The organism is Roseomonas marmotae (assembly GCF_017654485.1).
GTDB lineage: Bacteria > Pseudomonadota > Alphaproteobacteria > Acetobacterales > Acetobacteraceae > Pseudoroseomonas > Pseudoroseomonas marmotae.
Genome location: NZ_CP061091.1, coordinates 3,364,985 through 3,380,587, shown reverse-complemented (window position 1 = coordinate 3,380,587; position 15,603 = coordinate 3,364,985). Strand labels below are relative to the sequence as shown.

The following is a 15,603-nucleotide window of genomic DNA, read 5'->3' as shown; positions in this document are numbered from 1 at the left end:
ACGCGGCCGTGCCGGGCGGGTTCCGGCTCAGGGAGAGGCGGGATGATCAAGGATCTCTGGTACAAGAACGCCGTCGTCTACTGCCTCTCCGTCGGGACCTACATGGATTCCAACGGCGACGGCGTCGGCGATTTCGAGGGGCTGGCGCGGCGGCTGGACTACATCCAGGGCCTCGGCGTCACCACCATCTGGCTGATGCCCTTCCAGCCCTCGCCGGGGCGCGACAACGGCTATGACATCGCAGACTATTACAATGTCGATCCGCGCTACGGCACGCTGGGCGATTTCGTGGAGTTCACCCATGGCTGCCATCAACGCGGCATCCGCGTCATCATCGACCTGGTGGTGAACCATACTTCGGACCAGCATCCCTGGTTCCAGGAAGCGCGGCGGGACCCGGACTCGAAATACCGGGACTGGTATATCTGGGCCGACAGGAAACCCGCCAATGCGGGGGATGGCATCGTCTTTCCCGGCGTGCAGGATTCCACCTGGAAACGCGACCCGGTGGCGAAGAAATACTTCTTCCACCGCTTCTACGAATTCCAGCCCGACCTCAATACCGCCAACCCGCATGTGCAGGCCGAGATCCTGAAGATCATGGGATTTTGGCTGCAACTCGGTGTCTCCGGCTTCCGCATGGATGCGGTGCCCTTCGTCATCGCCCGCAAGGGCGCGGAGGTGACCAGGCCGGACGAGCAGTTCGGCATGCTCCGCATGTTCCGCGAATTCCTGCAATGGCGGAAGGGCGACGCCATCATCCTCGCGGAGGCGAATATCCTGCCGAAGGACGACATGAAGTATTTCGGCGACGACGGCGACCGGATGCACATGATGTTCAACTTCCAGGTGAACCAGTCGCTGTTCTACGCCCTGGCGGTGGCCGATACGGCGCCGCTGACCAAGGCCCTGATGGCCACCAAGCCGCGCCCGGCCACCGGCCAGTGGGGCCAGTTCCTGCGCAACCATGACGAGCTGGACCTGGGGCGGCTGAGCGAGGCACAGCGGCAGGCCGTCTTCGCGGCCTTTGGGCCGGAGAAGTCGATGCAACTCTATGACCGCGGCATCCGCCGCCGCCTCGCGCCCATGCTGCAGGGCGACCGGCGGCGGCTGGAACTGGCCTATAGCCTGATGATGACGCTGCCCGGCACACCGGTGCTGCGCTATGGCGACGAGATCGGCATGGGCGACGACCTCTCGCTGCCCGAGCGCGAATGCGCCCGCACGCCCATGCAGTGGTCCGACGAGCCACAGGCCGGCTTCACCAAGAGCGATGCGCCGCACAAGCCCGTCATCGCCAGCGGTCCCTATGGCTTCGAGCATGTCAATGTCGCCCGCCAGCGCCGCGACCCCGCATCGATGCTGAACTGGATGGAGCGCATCATCCGCATGCGGAAGGAGGTGCCCGAGATCGGCTGGGGGGATTTCGAGGTGCTGGACACCGGACGTCCAGACGTGCTGGCCATGCGCTACGACTGGAGGGAGAATTCCGTGCTGGTGGTACATAACCTCGGCGCCGAGGCCTGCGAGGTGCCGATCGATCCCGGCGCCTCCGGCGAGCATGACGGACTGCTGGTCAACCTGCTGTCCGACGACCACAGCAGGCCGGGACCGGATGGCAGGCACAGCATCCTGCTGGAGCCGTATGGTTATCGCTGGTTCCGCGTCGGCGGCCTGGACTACCTGCTACGCCGCAGCGAGATCTAGAGACCGGCCTGGCCGCTGCGATTCCGGCAGGGGAATGGTGCCCTCCGCCGCCGGGGAGGCACTGTCGGTACAGCCTTTCTGGAGATGTCATGAGCCGCGCGATGCAATCTCTGCCGGCCAGCTATTTCGATGCGCTCTATGCCGCCGACCCTGACCCCTGGCGGTTCCGCAGCAGCCCCTATGAGGCCGCCAAATACCAGGCGACGCTGGATTCCCTGCCGCGTGCGCGCTACGGCCGCGTGCTGGAGATCGGCTGCTCGATCGGCGTGCTGACGCAGATGCTGGCGCCGCGCTGCGACCACCTGCTGGCGCTGGATGGGTCCGCCAGGGCCCTGGCGGCCGCGCGTCGCACCTGCGCCGGCCTGCCGCAGGTATCGCTGGAACAACGCGAGGTACCACGGCAATGGCCGCGTGGCCGCTACGACCTGATCCTGTTTTCCGAGCTGCTCTACTACCTGGATGAGGAGGACCTGGCGCGGGTGGCGGCGCAGACGCTGCGCGCCCTGTCGCGGGAGGGTGAGGTGCTGCTGGTGCATTGGACCGGCACCACGGAATATCCCCTCTCCGGCGATGCTGCGGTGGAAGGCTTCATGGCCGCGGCAGGACCGACATTGCGGGCGCTGCGGCAGGAGCGGACAGACCGTTACCGGCTGGACCTGCTGCGGCTCAGGCCGTCAGCTTGACCACGCCCGCGCCGATATCCGGCCGGCGCGGCACGATCCTGCTGGAGACGTACCAGTCCGCGATCTGTTCGATCTGCGCGATATCGGCATCGGTCACGCCCCGCGTCGGCACCGCGTTGTTCTCGCCGATCGTGGGCGCCAGCCCGGCGGGGATGCTCATGGCCTCCGTCCAGATCCTGCCGGCCTCGGCCTTGTTCTGCCGGGCCCAGGCATTCTCGGCCAGGCAGGTCTGGAAGACGGCCTGCAGCAGCGGCTGCTTCTGTTCCACGAAGTCGCGGCTGGCCATCAGCGTGACGGCATTGCCGGAGCCGATGGCGGCGCCATCCGCCAGCACCCGCGCGCCATAGCTCTTCAGGCCGATGGCGATGAAAGGGTCCCAGGTGGCCCAGGCATCCACATGGCCCTGCCTGAAGGCGGCGCCGCTGTCGCTGGGGCTGAGATAGACCCGCTTCACGCCGGAGGCATCGATGCCGTTCTTCTCCAGCGCGCGCATCAGCAGGTATTCGCCCGTGCCGCCGCGATTGACGGCAACGCTGCGCCCGCGCAGGTCGGCCAGCCCCTGGATGGGGGAATCCTGCTTCACCAGGATGCCCTCCGCCCCCGCCGACATCTTCTGGTAGGCGAAGATCACCATGGGGATGCGTGCCGCCAGGGCGGCGATGCAGGCGGTCGAACTGCCGGCGGTGATATCGATGCTGCCGGCATTCAGCGCCTCCAGCGCCGGGGCGGCGGCGGGGAAGGGACCGGCCCATTCCACTTTGGCCCCCAGCGCCGCCAGCGCCTGTTCCAGCGTGCCGCGCGCGCGGCCGGTGGTGATGTCGTTGGGCGCGCGCAGCCAGCCGATGCGGACCGTCCCGCCTCCGGCGGCGCGTGCGGAGAGGAAGGGCTTGGGGAACAGCAGGGCGGCGCTGAGCTTGCCCAGGGTGCGGCGGTGCATGGATCGGCTCTCTCGGCTTTCGGGCATGGGGAGTGGAACGGCTTCAGTCCCCGGCTGGCTGCGCGACGCCGATCTGTGCCAGCAGGGCGGCTTCCAGCGCGGCCAGCACGGGGTCGCCGCGGCGGCGGGGATGTGGGGCGCCGACCTCGGCCTGGTGGATGATATGGCCCTCATCCAGCACCAGCACGCGGTCGGCCAGCAGCACGGCCTCCCAGACATCATGCGTCACCAGCAGGATGGCGGGGCGGTGGCGGCGCCAGAGATCGGCTACCAGGGCATGCATGCGGATGCGGGTCAGCGCGTCGAGCGCCGCGAAAGGCTCGTCCAGCAGCAGCAGCTCCGGCCGCCGCACCAGGGCGCGGGCCAGGGCCGCGCGCTGCGCCTCGCCCCCCGAGAGGGTGAGGGGCCAGGCATCGGCGTGGCGCGCCAGCCCTACCTCCGCCAGCGCCGCGCGCACGGCCCCCTCGGCCCCCGCGTCGCGCAGGCCCAGGGCGACATTCCCGGCCACCGTCTTCCAGGGTAGCAGGCGGGGCTCCTGGAAGACCACGGCGCGGCGCGCCGGCAGCCTCGCCACTCCGGCCGGCACGGCATCCAGCCCCGCCAGCACCCGCAGCAGCGTCGATTTGCCGGAGCCGCTGCGGCCCAGCAGCGCCACGAATTCGCCCGGCCGGATGGAGAGGTCCAGCCTGTCCAGCACCACGCGCGGCCCGAAGGCGCGAGTAAGGCCACGGACCTCCACCACCGCGCTCATGCCACCGCCGCCGGGCGCCAGCGCAGGCTGCGCGCCTCGATCAGCCGCACCAGCCCGTCGGTCGCCAGACCCATGGCGGCATAGACCAGGAGGCAGACGACGATCACATCGGTTTGCAGGAAATCCCGTGCATTGGTGATCAGCGCGCCCAGCCCGCTGCTGGCGTTGATCTGCTCCCCCACCACCAGGGAGAGCCAGGCGATGCTGAGCCCGTAGCGCACCCCCACCAGCAGCGAGGGCAGCGCGCCCGGAAGGATGATGTGCCGCACCCGCTCCAGCCGCGTCAGGCCCAGGGTGCGGCCGGCCTCCACCAGCTTCGGGTCCACGCCGCGGATGCCACCATGCAGGGTCAGGTAGATCGGGAAGATGGCGCCGATGGCGACCAGCCCGAGCTTCGGCGCCTCGCCGATGCCGAACCAGAGGATGAAGAGCGGCAGCAGGCCCAGGAAGGGCATGGCCTTCAGCATCTGCAAGGGCGGGTCCAGCATCAGCTCGCCGATGCGGGACAGGCCCGCCACCACCGCCAGCACCACCCCCAGCACCAGCGCGATGGAGAACCCGGCCGCCACGCGCAGGAAGGAGACGAGCAGGCCGCGCAGCAACTCGCCCGAACGCACCAGTTCCCACCCCGTCGCGGCGATCTGCGCGGGGGAGGCCAGGATGTGCTCCGGCAGCACGCCGCTGGCGCTGGCCACCTGCCAGAGCAGCAGCAGCGCCAGGGGCGAGGCCAGCCGCGCCCAGCCGCCCCAGCGGCGGCGCGTGGCGATCCCGGGGGTTCCGGCCGCTATGTCGCTCTCGGGGCGAGGGGTCACGGCCGGACAGGTAGACCAGATGCCCGTCTTTGTCTGCGCCAGGGGTCAGGATGGGAAGAAGCGGTTGGCCGGGCGCGGCAGGCCCAGATTCTCGCGCAGCGTCCGCCCCTCGTATTCGCGGCGGAAGATGCCGCGCCGCTGCAATTCCGGCACCACCAGATCCACGAAGTCGTCCAATCCGGCAGGGACATGGGAGAACATGATGTTGAAGCCGTCGCAGGCCTCGGCTTCCAGCCATTCCTGCATCTGGTCGGCGACCATCGCGGGCGTGCCCACCATCGCCAGCCCGGAATAGCCACCGACGCGCTGCGCCAGCTGCCGCACCGTCAGCCCCTCCCGCCGCGCCAGGGCGATCACTCGCTCCCGGCTGCTCTTGCTGGCATTGCTGGGCGGGATCTCCGGCAGTGGCGCATCAGGGTCGAAGCCCGAGGCATCATGACCCAGCGCGATGGAGAGGGAGCCGAGGCCGCTCTCGTAATAGACCAGGCTGTCCAGCCGGGCGCGCTTCGCTTCGGCTTCCTCCAGCGTCTCGCCGGTCACGACGAAGCAGCCGGGCAGGATCTTCAGGTGCCCGGGGTCGCGCCCCAGCGCCGGCATGCGGGACTTCACGTCGCGGTAGAAGCCCCTGCCGTCCTCCAGGGTGGGCGTGGCGGCGAAGATCACCTCGGCCGTCTCGGCCGCCAGTTGCCGCCCGGCCTCCGAGGCGCCGGCCTGCACGATCACCGGCCAGCCCTGGATGGGCCGCGCCACGTTCAGCGGGCCGCGTACCCGGAAATGCTCGCCCCTGTGGTCGAGCACATGCAGCTTCTCCGGGTCGAAGAAGAGGCCGCTCTCCTGGTCCCGGAGGAAGGCATCGTCGGCCCAGCTGTCCCAGAGGCCGGTGACGACCTCGTAGAACTCGCGCCCGCGCCGGTAGCGCTCGCCATGCTCCATATGCTCCTCCTGCCCGAAATTCAGCGCGGCATCGGGGTTGGAGGTGGTGACGATGTTCCAGCCGGCCCGGCCGCCGCTGAGGTGGTCCAGCGAGGCGAATTTGCGGGCGACGTGATAGGGGTCGTTGAAGGTGGTGGAGGCGGTGGCGATCAGCCCCAGATGCTCCGTCACCGCCGCAAGCGCCGGCAGCAGCGTCAGCGGGTCGAAGGAGGTGACGGTATGGCTGCGCTTCAGCGCCTCCATCGGCATGTTCAGAAGGGCCAGGTGGTCGGCCATGAAGAAGGCGTCGCAGCGCCCACGCTCCAGCGTCTGCGCGAAGCGCTTCAGATGGGCGAAGTTGAAATTGGCATCCGGGAAGGCGCCAGGATAGCGCCAGGCGCCGGTATGGATGGTGGTGGGGCGCATGAAGGCGCCCAGATGCATCTGCCTCGCGGCCATCGACTCGCATCCTTTCGCGGTTGCGAGAGATCTTTGGCCGAAACGGCGCCGGCGCAAGGCTCCGGGCCAGGCCGGGGGCGTCGGCCCCCGGCCTCAGGGTCAGGCCGTCTCCCGCAGCCCGGCGCGCAGCCGCGCCTTCTGCAGCTTGCCGGTGGAGGTCTTGGGCACCTCGCCGAAGACGATCCGCTTCGGCACCTTGTAGCTGGCCAGCCGGGTGCGGGCGAAGGCGATCAGCTCCTCCTCCGTTGCTGCCGCATCCGGGCGCAGCTCGACGAAGGCGCAGGGCACCTCGCCCCATTTGTCGTCCGGCATGGCGATGACGGCGGCCACCGCCACGGCGGGGTGGCGGTACAGCGCCTCCTCCACCTCGATGCTGCTGATGTTCTCGCCGCCGGAGATGATGATGTCCTTGGCGCGGTCCTTCACCTGGACATAGCCATCCGGGTGCTTCACGCCGAGGTCGCCGGTGCGGAACCAGCCGCCGGCCAGCGCCTTCTCCGTCGCCGCGGGGTCCTTCAGGTAGCCTTTCGCGACCATGTTGCCGCGCATCGCCACCTCGCCCATCGTGATGCCGTCGGCGGGGACGGGGGTATCGTCGGGGCCAAAGACCTCCAGCGCCTCCAGCGTCACGTAGCGAAGGCCCTGGCGGGCCATCAGCGCGGCGCGGGCGGAGCCGTCCTTCGCGTCGTCCTCGGGCTTCCACTCGTTGATCACGGCGGGGCCGTAGCATTCCGTCAGCCCGTAGATATGCACCACGGTGATGCCGGCATCGGCCGCCTTGGCCAGCACCGCCTCGGGCGGCGGGGCGCCGGCCACCATGAAGCGCAGCGGGCCGGGCAGGGCGGGGCGGTCCGGGGTATCCAGCAGGGTGGAGAGCACGATGGGCGCGCCGCACATATGCGTCACGCCATGCGTGGTGATGGCCTCCCACATCGCCGGCCCGCGCACGGCCCGCAGGCAGACATTGGTGCCGGACAATGCCGCCACGACCCAGGGGAAGCACCAGCCGTTGCAATGGAACATCGGCAGGGTCCAGAGGTAGGTCGGCGGTCCCGACATCTGGCAGGCCAGGATATCCCCGAGCGCCGAGAGATGCGCGCCGCGGTGATGATAGACCACGCCCTTCGGCCGGCCGGTGGTGCCGGAGGTGTAGTTCAGGGCGATGGCATCCCATTCATCCGGCGGCAGCGGCCACTGGTAGTCCGGGTCACCGCTGGCCAGCAGCGCCTCGTAATCCTCGCCGCCCAGGGTATGGGGGAAGGGGGCCTCGGGGTCGTTCACCTCCACCACCGGCGGCTTGCTGTTGCTGAGCGCCAGGGCGCGCTCCAGCAGCGGCAGCAGCTCGCGGTCCGCGATCACCAGCTTCGCTTCCCCGTGGTCGAGGATATAGGCGATCGTCTCGGCATCCAGGCGGGTGTTGATGGCGCCCAGCACGGCGCCCGACATGGGCACGCCGGTATGGCATTCCACCATGGCCGGAATATTGGGCAGCAGCACCGCCACGGTATCGCCGCGGCCGATGCCACGCCTGTTCAGCGCCGAGGCCAGCCGCACGCAACGGTCGCGGTGCTGCTTCCAGGTCCATCGCAGCCGGCCATGGACCACCGCCACCCTGTCCGGGAAGGCCTGGGCGCTGCGCTCGGTGAAGAGCGTGGGCGTCAGCGGGACGTAATTGGCCGGAGTGCGGGGCAGGGCGCCGTCGTCATGCGTGCCCATCAGCCTTCTCCCCCCAGGAGGCGGGCGGGCAGCGGGGCGTGGCGGGGCCGGGCACGGCCCGGCATGTGAAGCGGCATTCCTGTTGTCCTCCCTTGGGGCACGCCGGGACGTGCCTGATGGAAATTCTGTCATGCCGGGGGTGGAGGGCGCCAGCCCCCCCTCCAGGCGACCCGCTCAGGCCGCGGGCGCCGGGGCAAAGACGCTGACGCATTTCGGCAGCAGCCGGAACATGGCGGGGGTGGTGACGGTCAGTTCGCCATCCGTATTGACCGGCATCGGCCGGCGCGTCGTCACGGCGCAGGAGAGGGTGGAGAAGGCGCGCACATCCTTCCAGTGCCCGTGGGTGCCGCGCCGCAGGTCCGGCAGCAGCGCCAGAAGCTGCCACCAGTGGTCCACCTCCAGGCTGTAGACATCCAGCTTGCCGTCATCCGGCGCCGCCCCGCTTTCCACCGTCAGGCCGCCGCCATAGTGCCGGCCATTGCCCACGGAGATCTGGATGGTGCGCACCTTCCGTACCCGGCCGCCCTGCGTGATCCAGGCGGTGAAGGGCCGCACCCTCCGCAACAGGCGGAAGGCGGCGATGGCATAGCCCAGCTTGCCCCAGCGCTTCTTCGCCTCCGCCCGCAGCTCCTGCGCCAGGGTGGCGCTGAAGCCGATGCTGGCGACGTTGAAGAAGAGCCTGCCATTCACCTCGCCCAGGTCAAGCCGGCGCAGGTTTCCCTGCGCGATGACCTGTGCCGCGGAGGCGAGGTCCGGCCCGATGCCCAGGCTGCGCGCCAGGTCGTTGGCCGTGCCCAGCGGCAGGATGCCGAAGGGCAGCCCGGTTTCCAGCAGGGCGGGGGCCGCGGCGTTCAGCGTGCCATCGCCGCCCCCCAGCACCGCGGCGGAGAACCCCTCCGCCGCCCGGGCGCGAATCACCTCGGCGGCGCGCTCCCCGGGGGCGCAGGGGTGCTCGACCACCTCGATCCCATGGCCGCGCAGGATGCTCAGCGCGTCGTTCAGCGCCGTGCCGCCATTGCGGGCCTGCTGGTTGACAAGCAGCAGCATCCGGCGCGGCTGCGCCTCCGGCAGCAGGGGCGCGTCGGGAAGCGGGGCGAGGGTCAGGGTCGGGCTCTCCAGGCTGGCCGGGGCTGGCCACGGAACCGAAACGCCTGGAGGGCCTGCGGGATGCGGCAACCCCATGCGGGGCTGTTGCGTCTTGGGCAGGACGATGGGAGATCGGGTCGGATGGAAAGCTTCGGTTCGCGCCTGCGGCACTGGGCGCCACGCCGCTGGCTCCTTGACCCCCAGGGTGGCGGGATGCGGAAGTTCCGCTGGCGGCATTTCAACTGGGCGCAGTTCGTGCTGCTGGCGGCGGTCTGCGTCTGCGCCGGCGGGCTTTTCGCCTTCGCGCAGATCTCGGACCAGGTGTGGGAGGGCGATACCCAGGGCTTCGACCAGGCGGTGCTGCTGGCGCTGCGCAACCCCGCCGATCTGGCGGACCCGATCGGGCCGCAATGGCTCGAGATCATGTTCCGCGACTTCACCTCGCTGGGCAGCCACGCGGTACTCGGGCTGATCGGCCTGCTGGCCTTCGGCTACCTGATGCTGGAGCGGAAGAGGCTCTCGGCGGGACTGCTGGCCTTCTCCTTCGCCGGAGGCATGGTGTTGAACAGCCTGCTGAAGCTCGGCTTCTCCCGCCCGCGCCCGGATCTCGTCGCGCATCTGGTGGAGGTGCATACGGCCAGCTTCCCCAGCGGCCATGCCATGCTCTCGGCCGTCTGCTACCTGACGCTGGGCACGCTGCTGGCGGGGGCGGCGGAGGGACGCCGCCTCAAGGCCTATATCCTCGGCACCGCCATCGGGCTGATGGTGCTGGTGGGGGTCAGCCGCGTCTATCTGGGCGTGCACTGGCCGACGGATGTGCTGGCGGGATGGTGCCTGGGCGCCGCCTGGGCCATGGGATGCTGGCTGGCGCTGCGCGCCCTCCTGCTCCGGCGCAACCGACGGATGCGGCATTAGGGCCGACGGCCAGCGCCATGCCATGCCATTCCATCCGCATCGGCACCGCCGGCTGGAGCATACCGGCCGCGCAGGCCGCCGATTTCCCGGCCGAGGGCAGCCATCTCCTGCGCTATGCTGGCCAGCTTCCGGCGGTGGAGATCAATTCCTCCTTCTACCGCCCGCATCGTCCCGCGACCTATGCGCGCTGGGCCGGGACGGTGCCGGATGATTTCCGTTTCGCCGTGAAGGTGCCGAAGGAGATCACCCACGTGCTGCGCCTCGTGGGTGCCGGGGAAGTGCTGGCGCGCTTCCTGGAGGAGACCGGGAATCTCGGCCCGAAGCTCGGCCCGCTGCTGCTGCAACTGCCGCCCAGCCTTGCATTCCAGCCCGATATCGCCAGCTCCTTCCTGGAGAATTTCCGCGCGCTCTTCGATGGACAAATGGTCTGCGAGCCGCGCCACCCCAGCTGGTTCACGGTGGAGGCCGAGGCGCTGCTGGTGGCGCATCGCATTCCCCGCGTCGCCGCCGATCCACAGCCCGCGCGCGGCGCCGGCCGGCCGGGTGGCTGGCCGGGGCTGCGCTACTGGCGCCTGCACGGCTCGCCCCGCATGTATTACTCGGCCTATCCGCCGGAACGGCTGGAGCGGCTGGCGGCGCTGCTGCGCGAAGCCGATGCCGAGAGCTGGGTGATCTTCGACAACACGGCGGAAGGCGCGGCCTGGGCCGACGCGCTCTCCCTGCTGGGATCCGTCACACGCTGACCATGCGGCGTTCCAGTAGGTCCAGCAGCGCGCGCGCCGCCGGCCCTGGTTCCGCGCCGCGCCGCAGCACGACGCCGGTCGCGCGCTCGATCCTGGGTTCGCTCAGCGGACGCGCCACCAGGATGGGGTGCGGGCCGCGCGGCAGCGCCAGGCGCGGCACGACGGCGACGCCGAGGCCGGCTTCCACCAGGCCCAGGCTGGTGGAAAGGTGCTCCGCCTCATAGCGCCAGTTCGGCTGGATGCCGCGCGGCAGCAGCGCGCGGTCCAGGATCAGCCGGTTGCCGGAGCGGCGGGAGACGCCCACCAGCGTCTCGTTCTGCAGATCCTCCCAGCGTAGGCCGCGCTTCCTGGCCAGCGGGTGGTCCCGGCGGCAGGCCAGCACGAAGGGATCGCGCCGCAGCGGGCGGAATTCCACCTCCGGATGCACGGCGCCTTCCATGCCGATGCCGAATTCCACGCCGCCCGTGGCCACCGCATCCGTCACCCCATCGGCCGAGAGATCCATGACGCGCACGCGCACATTGGGAAAGCGGCGGGCGAAATCAGCCAGCGTGGCAGGCAGGAAATAATAAGCGGCGGTCGGGATGCAGGCGATGGTCACCAGCCCGCGCCGCCGTGCCGCCGTCTCCCGGATGCCCAGCAGGCTTTCCTCCAGTTCGTCCAGCAGCCGCCGCGCGCGGGGGAGGAACTCCCGCCCCGTCTGCGTCAGCGCCACGCGGCGGGTGGAGCGTGCCAGCAGCGCCACGCCCAGTTCCTCCTCCAGCGCCGAGAGGCGGCGGGAGACGGCGGGCAGGGAAAGATGCAGCGTCTCCGTCGCGCGCGTGAGGCTCTGCGCCTCGGCCACGGCGACGAAAGTGCGGAGCTGGTCGAGGTCGATGGCCATGGCATTCTTTCAGCTAACGCAAGAATTCTACCGATCTTTGCACTTCAGTAAGGTGGTGATCCAGCGCAGAAGAGGCCCAACAGGCAAGAACCTTGGAAACGACCATGCAGATCCGCATCCCCTGCGTCCTGATGCGCGGTGGCACCAGCCGCGGTCCCTATTTCCTGGCCGCCCATCTGCCAGCCGAGCCCGAGGCGCGCGATGCCATGCTGCTGGCGGCACTCGGCTCGCCGCACCCACTGCAGATCGACGGCATCGGCGGCGGCAACAGCCTCACCAGCAAGGTCGCCATCATCGGCCCGTCTTCCGAGCCGGATGTCGATGTCGAGTATCTTTTCGCCCAGGTGTCGGTCGAGCGCGGGCTGGTGGATACCCGCCCCAATTGCGGGAACATGCTGGCGGGCGTTGGCCCCTTCGCCATCGAATCCGGCCTGGTGACGCCTTCCCACCCCGAGACGCTGGTGCGGATCCGCAACCGCAACACCGGCGCGCTGGTCGATGCCGTCGTGCAGACGCCGGGCCGGCAGGTCACCTATGACGGCACGGCGGCCATTCCCGGCGTGCCCGGCACCGCCGCCCCGATTTCCCTGCGTTTCCGCCGGGTCGCCGGCAGCAAGACCGGGGCGCTTTTCCCCACGGGCCAGCGGAGCGAGGAGATCGGTGGCATCCGCGTCACGCTGATCGACGGCGCCATGCCGATGATGCTGGTGGCGGCGGCCGATCTCGGCACGGATGCCACCCTGCCGCCGGAGGCCATCGAGGCCGATGCCGGCCTGCTGGAGCGGATTGAGGCGCTGCGGCTGGAGGCCGGGCGGCGCATGGGCCTGGGCGATGTCTCCGGCAGCGTCATCCCGAAGCCGGCGCTGCTGGCGCCGGGCAGCGGCGGCGCGACGCTGACGGCACGCTACCTGACGCCGCATGCCGTGCATCGCGCCATGGCCGTGACGGGCGGCATCACCCTGGCCATCGCGGCGCGGCTGCCCGGTACCGTCGCGGCACCGCTGGCCGCCGGCGAGGGCGAGGAGGTGCGGATCGCGCATCCCGCCGGGCAGCTTGCCATCGGCCTCTCCCTGGAGGGGGAGGTGGTGCACTGGGCCAGCGTGCTGCGCACGGCCCGCCGGATCTTCGAAGGCCATCTGCTGGTGCCGCAGACCGCCGCCCAGGCCGCCGCGCCGCTGGCCGCCGAATAGACTCACATCAAGAAACCAAAGGAAACGCCTCCAATGAACCGTCGTCACCTGCTGCAGATCCTGGCCGCAGCACCGCTCGCCACCCTGCCTTCCGCCCTGCGGGCCGAGGAAGCCTGGCCCAGCCGGCCGGTCCGCCTGCTGATCGCCTATGCGCCGGGCGGCGGCACCGACAACGTCGCCCGCGTGCTGGCAGCGCGGCTGCAGGCGGTGCTGGGCCAGCCTGTGGTGGTGGAGAACAAGCCGGGCGCAGGCGGCAACCTGGCCACTGACCAGGTCGCGGCCGCCAAGCCGGATGGCTATACGCTGCTGATGGGCAACCAGGGCCCGATGACGGTCAACCAGTCGCTCTTCCCCAATATGCGGTTCGATCCACTGAAGACGTTGGACCCCGTGGCGCTGGTGGCGGATGCGCCGCTGGTGGCGGTGGCCGGCCCCGGCAGCAAGGCGAAGACCCTGAAGGATCTGCTGGAGGAAGCCCGCCAGCAGAAGGGCCAGCTCAGCTATGCCTCGGCCTCCAACGGCTCGGCCAGCCATCTGGCGGCGGCGCTGCTGTTCCAGATGGCCGGGATCGAGGCGCAGCACCTGCCCTTCCGCGGTGCCGGCCCGGCGCTGAACGACGTGGTGGCCGGGCATATCCCCTTCATGGTGACCACGCTGCCTTCCGTCGTCTCGCTGATCCAGAGCGAGCTGGTGCGGCCGCTGGCGGTGACGGGCGCGAGCCGCATCGCCGCCCTGCCGGACGTGCCCACGGTGGCCGAGGCCGGGGTGCCCGGATACCACGCTTCCGCCTGGTACGGCATCCTGACGCCGAAGGGTACGCCGGAGGCCATCCGCCGCCGCCTGGAAGCCGCCATCGCCGACAGCCTGACCACGCCGGATGTGGAGAAGCGGCTGCAGGAGGAAGGCGCCGTGCCCTCCCGCATGGGCGGCGAGGCCTTCGGCCAGTTCATGGCGCAGGAGCGCACGCGCTGGGCCAAGCTGGTGGCCGATGCCGGGATCGCCGTGGACTGAGAGAGCGGGATATGCCGGGGAGGGGCATGACCTCGCCCCGGTGGCCAGCGGGATATCGGCCGCGCCAGACCCGCCTTTCAGCCAGAGCGGGGCTGGAGCGCGGGGGTGGCGGTTGCACCACCTGCCGCCCTGCGGCATCTTGCCGCCCCCATGACCAGCCGGCCCCTCAATCAGGATAGCGATCCCTGCCAGCCCCCGGCAGAGGATACACAGGCCGCGCGCCATGCCATGGCGCGCGCTGGCCGTGCTTCCGCCGTGCTGGAGGATTATGTCGAGCTGATCGACGACCTGCTGCGCGAGCATGGGGAGGCGCGGCCGACCGACCTCGCGCGCCGGCTCGGCGTCTCCCATGCCACGGCCATCAAGAGCATCTCCCGCCTGAAGGCGCTGGGGCTGGCGCATTCGCGGCCTTACCGCGGCGTCTTCCTGACCGCCGAGGGCCATGCGCTGGCCGATAAGGTCCGGGCGCGCCACCGGCTGGTGGTGGACCTGCTGCTGGCTGTCGGCGTGCCGCCCGAGGTGGCGGAGAGTGATGCCGAGGGGCTGGAGCACCATGTCAGCGACACCACGCTGGAGGCCTTCGCGGCCTTCCTGCGCGGCGCCAGGGCAACCTAGCCGAAGCGCAGCCCCAGAGCGGTGATGTCATCCGCCTGCGGCGCATCCCCGGCGAAGCGGGCGACGGCATCGAACACGCCTTCCACCACCGCGCGCGGCCGCGCCTCCCGTGCCGTCAGCGCCTCCAGCTCCGCCAGCAGGCGCGCGCGGCCGAAGAAGTCCTCGGCCGGGTCCTCGGCCTCCGTCACGCCGTCCGAATAGAGCAGCAGCCCCTGGCCGGGGGAGAGCGAGAAGGGCTGGCTGCGGTAGGAGATGCCCTCCATCGCCCCCAGCGGCGGCTGGCGCGGCAGGTCGGGCATGGGACGCGGCGGCTGGCCGGCAGCGTAGATCAGCGGGGCCTCGTGCGCCGCCACGGCGATGCGCCCGGTGCCCTCCCGCATATCCAGCACGCCCAGGGCGATGGTCACGAAGGTCGCCTCCTCATTCTCGTGCGACAGGTCGTCATTGGCGAGGCAGAGGATCTCGGCCGGGTCGGGCACGCCGTCCCGCGCCGTCAGCAGCCGGGCGGCGGCGCGGATCAGCCCGAGGGTGCGGGCCATGGTCAGCCCTGCCGGCGCGCCCTTGCCGGCCACATCGGCAACGGTGAAGAGCAGGGTGGAATCATCCAGCCGCATGGCGTCGTAGAGATCGCCGCCGACCTGCCGCGCCGGCACCATGGCGGCATGCAGGGCCAGCCGGTGGCCCTCCAGCGCCGCGAAATCGCGCGGCACCAGCGCCAGCTGCGCCAGCCGCGCGCTTTCCAGCTCCGCCTCCAGCAGTTGCAGGCGCTGGGCCGCCAAGTCGCGCAGCCGCTTCTTCTCCAGCACCGCCGAAAGGCGCGCGCGCAGCAGCGGCGGGTCGAAGGATTTCGGCAGGTAGTCCTCGGCGCCCAGCTCGATGCAGCGGACGATCGCGCTCATCTCCGTCAGGGCGGAGATGACGATGACCGGCGGCTCCCGCCGGCCGGAGGCATGCAGCCGCTCCAGCACGCCGATGCCGTCCAGCTCCGGCATCTCGATATCCAGCAGCACCACGTCGAAGGCCCCGGCCTCGATGGCGGCCAGGCCTTCCAGCCCGTTGGTCGCGGTGGTGATCCGGGTATAGCCCAGCTCGGCCAGCCGCTTGCCCAGCAGCAGGCGGTTGAAGGGGCTGTCATCCACCACCAGGATGGCGACGCCGCTCTCGGCCGTGCCGCTCATGCTTC

At 70.3% G+C, this 15,603-nt stretch carries 15 protein-coding genes; 7 read left to right on the top strand and 8 right to left on the bottom strand.

From position 1 onward, the window contains the following. Positions 1 to 42: 42 nt before the first annotated feature. Positions 43 to 1,707 (top strand): alpha-amylase family protein, encoded by a 1,665-nt coding sequence (locus tag IAI58_RS15950; RefSeq protein ID WP_207444886.1) that lies wholly within the window; start codon positions 43 to 45, stop codon positions 1,705 to 1,707. A gap of 101 nt (positions 1,708 to 1,808) precedes the next feature. After that, on the top strand, positions 1,809 to 2,390 hold the full coding sequence (locus IAI58_RS15945) for a class I SAM-dependent DNA methyltransferase (protein ID WP_237182874.1): 582 nt from the start codon (positions 1,809 to 1,811) through the stop codon (positions 2,388 to 2,390). On the opposite strand, the gene IAI58_RS15940 is transcribed toward IAI58_RS15945, so the two are convergent. From IAI58_RS15940 to IAI58_RS15915, 6 genes are all read right to left on the bottom strand, one after another. Beyond that, entirely contained in the window at positions 2,374 to 3,327 is a 954-nt protein-coding gene (locus IAI58_RS15940) for an aliphatic sulfonate ABC transporter substrate-binding protein (protein WP_207444888.1), read from the bottom strand. The two genes, IAI58_RS15945 and IAI58_RS15940, sit on opposite strands and share 17 nt — an antisense overlap. 43 nt (positions 3,328 to 3,370) lie before the next feature. After that, complete coding sequence (locus IAI58_RS15935; RefSeq protein WP_207444889.1) at positions 3,371 to 4,078, bottom strand: ABC transporter ATP-binding protein; 708 nt, start codon at positions 4,076 to 4,078, stop codon at positions 3,371 to 3,373. Next, positions 4,075 to 4,890 carry an ABC transporter permease gene (locus tag IAI58_RS15930; RefSeq protein ID WP_237182873.1) on the bottom strand — a complete coding sequence of 272 codons (816 nt, stop codon included), beginning with the start codon at positions 4,888 to 4,890 and terminating at the stop codon, positions 4,075 to 4,077. Before IAI58_RS15930 ends, IAI58_RS15935 begins: the two co-directional genes overlap by 4 nt. Before the next feature lie 45 nt (positions 4,891 to 4,935). Beyond that, a complete protein-coding gene (locus IAI58_RS15925; RefSeq protein WP_237182113.1) occupies positions 4,936 to 6,261 on the bottom strand; it encodes an LLM class flavin-dependent oxidoreductase in 1,326 nt (441 codons plus the stop codon). Positions 6,262 to 6,360: 99 nt separating this feature from the next. Beyond that, positions 6,361 to 7,977, bottom strand: a complete 1,617-nt coding sequence (locus tag IAI58_RS15920; protein ID WP_207444890.1) for an AMP-binding protein — start codon at positions 7,975 to 7,977, stop codon at positions 6,361 to 6,363. A gap of 174 nt (positions 7,978 to 8,151) precedes the next feature. After that, positions 8,152 to 9,048, bottom strand: a complete 897-nt coding sequence (locus IAI58_RS15915) for a lipid kinase (RefSeq protein WP_272877190.1) — start codon at positions 9,046 to 9,048, stop codon at positions 8,152 to 8,154. Positions 9,049 to 9,204: 156 nt separating this feature from the next. On the opposite strand from IAI58_RS15915, the gene IAI58_RS15910 reads away from it, so the two are divergent. Further along, entirely contained in the window at positions 9,205 to 9,978 is a 774-nt protein-coding gene (locus IAI58_RS15910) for a phosphatase PAP2 family protein (protein ID WP_237182115.1), read from the top strand. Between the two features lie 17 nt (positions 9,979 to 9,995). Then, positions 9,996 to 10,721, top strand: a complete 726-nt coding sequence (locus IAI58_RS15905; protein ID WP_207444892.1) for a DUF72 domain-containing protein — start codon at positions 9,996 to 9,998, stop codon at positions 10,719 to 10,721. Here IAI58_RS15905 and IAI58_RS15900 read toward each other — a convergent pair. Continuing rightward, positions 10,711 to 11,604 (bottom strand): LysR family transcriptional regulator, encoded by an 894-nt coding sequence (locus IAI58_RS15900; protein WP_207444893.1) that lies wholly within the window; start codon positions 11,602 to 11,604, stop codon positions 10,711 to 10,713. The genes IAI58_RS15905 and IAI58_RS15900 overlap by 11 nt on opposite strands. Before the next feature lie 104 nt (positions 11,605 to 11,708). Between IAI58_RS15900 and IAI58_RS15895 the strand changes: the two genes are divergently transcribed. The 3 genes from IAI58_RS15895 to mntR all read left to right on the top strand — a co-directional run bounded on the left by IAI58_RS15895 (position 11,709) and on the right by mntR (position 14,420). After that, on the top strand, positions 11,709 to 12,794 hold the full coding sequence (locus tag IAI58_RS15895; protein WP_207444894.1) for a 4-oxalomesaconate tautomerase: 1,086 nt from the start codon (positions 11,709 to 11,711) through the stop codon (positions 12,792 to 12,794). Positions 12,795 to 12,827: 33 nt separating this feature from the next. Beyond that, on the top strand, positions 12,828 to 13,805 hold the full coding sequence (locus IAI58_RS15890) for a Bug family tripartite tricarboxylate transporter substrate binding protein (protein ID WP_207444895.1): 978 nt from the start codon (positions 12,828 to 12,830) through the stop codon (positions 13,803 to 13,805). Positions 13,806 to 13,955: 150 nt separating this feature from the next. After that, positions 13,956 to 14,420, top strand: a complete 465-nt coding sequence (gene mntR, locus IAI58_RS15885; RefSeq protein WP_207444896.1) for a manganese-binding transcriptional regulator MntR — start codon at positions 13,956 to 13,958, stop codon at positions 14,418 to 14,420. Here the strand turns inward: mntR and IAI58_RS15880 are convergent. Beyond that, entirely contained in the window at positions 14,417 to 15,598 is a 1,182-nt protein-coding gene (locus IAI58_RS15880) for a PP2C family protein-serine/threonine phosphatase (protein WP_207444897.1), read from the bottom strand. The two genes, mntR and IAI58_RS15880, sit on opposite strands and share 4 nt — an antisense overlap. Positions 15,599 to 15,603: the final 5 nt, after the last annotated feature.

Coding starts and splice junctions, on each gene's coding strand:
- IAI58_RS15935 (WP_207444889.1), bottom strand. CDS start 4,078: ATGAGCGCGGTGGTGGAGGTCCGTGGCCTTACTCGCGCCTTCGGGCCG.
- IAI58_RS15910 (WP_237182115.1), top strand. CDS start 9,205: ATGGAAAGCTTCGGTTCGCGCCTGCGGCACTGGGCGCCACGCCGCTGG.
- IAI58_RS15945 (WP_237182874.1), top strand. CDS start 1,809: ATGCAATCTCTGCCGGCCAGCTATTTCGATGCGCTCTATGCCGCCGAC.
- IAI58_RS15925 (WP_237182113.1), bottom strand. CDS start 6,261: ATGGCCGCGAGGCAGATGCATCTGGGCGCCTTCATGCGCCCCACCACC.
- IAI58_RS15880 (WP_207444897.1), bottom strand. CDS start 15,598: ATGAGCGGCACGGCCGAGAGCGGCGTCGCCATCCTGGTGGTGGATGAC.
- IAI58_RS15905 (WP_207444892.1), top strand. CDS start 9,996: ATGCCATGCCATTCCATCCGCATCGGCACCGCCGGCTGGAGCATACCG.
- IAI58_RS15900 (WP_207444893.1), bottom strand. CDS start 11,604: ATGGCCATCGACCTCGACCAGCTCCGCACTTTCGTCGCCGTGGCCGAG.
- IAI58_RS15890 (WP_207444895.1), top strand. CDS start 12,828: ATGAACCGTCGTCACCTGCTGCAGATCCTGGCCGCAGCACCGCTCGCC.
- IAI58_RS15920 (WP_207444890.1), bottom strand. CDS start 7,977: ATGGGCACGCATGACGACGGCGCCCTGCCCCGCACTCCGGCCAATTAC.
- IAI58_RS15940 (WP_207444888.1), bottom strand. CDS start 3,327: ATGCACCGCCGCACCCTGGGCAAGCTCAGCGCCGCCCTGCTGTTCCCC.
- IAI58_RS15895 (WP_207444894.1), top strand. CDS start 11,709: ATGCAGATCCGCATCCCCTGCGTCCTGATGCGCGGTGGCACCAGCCGC.
- IAI58_RS15950 (WP_207444886.1), top strand. CDS start 43: ATGATCAAGGATCTCTGGTACAAGAACGCCGTCGTCTACTGCCTCTCC.
- mntR (WP_207444896.1), top strand. CDS start 13,956: ATGACCAGCCGGCCCCTCAATCAGGATAGCGATCCCTGCCAGCCCCCG.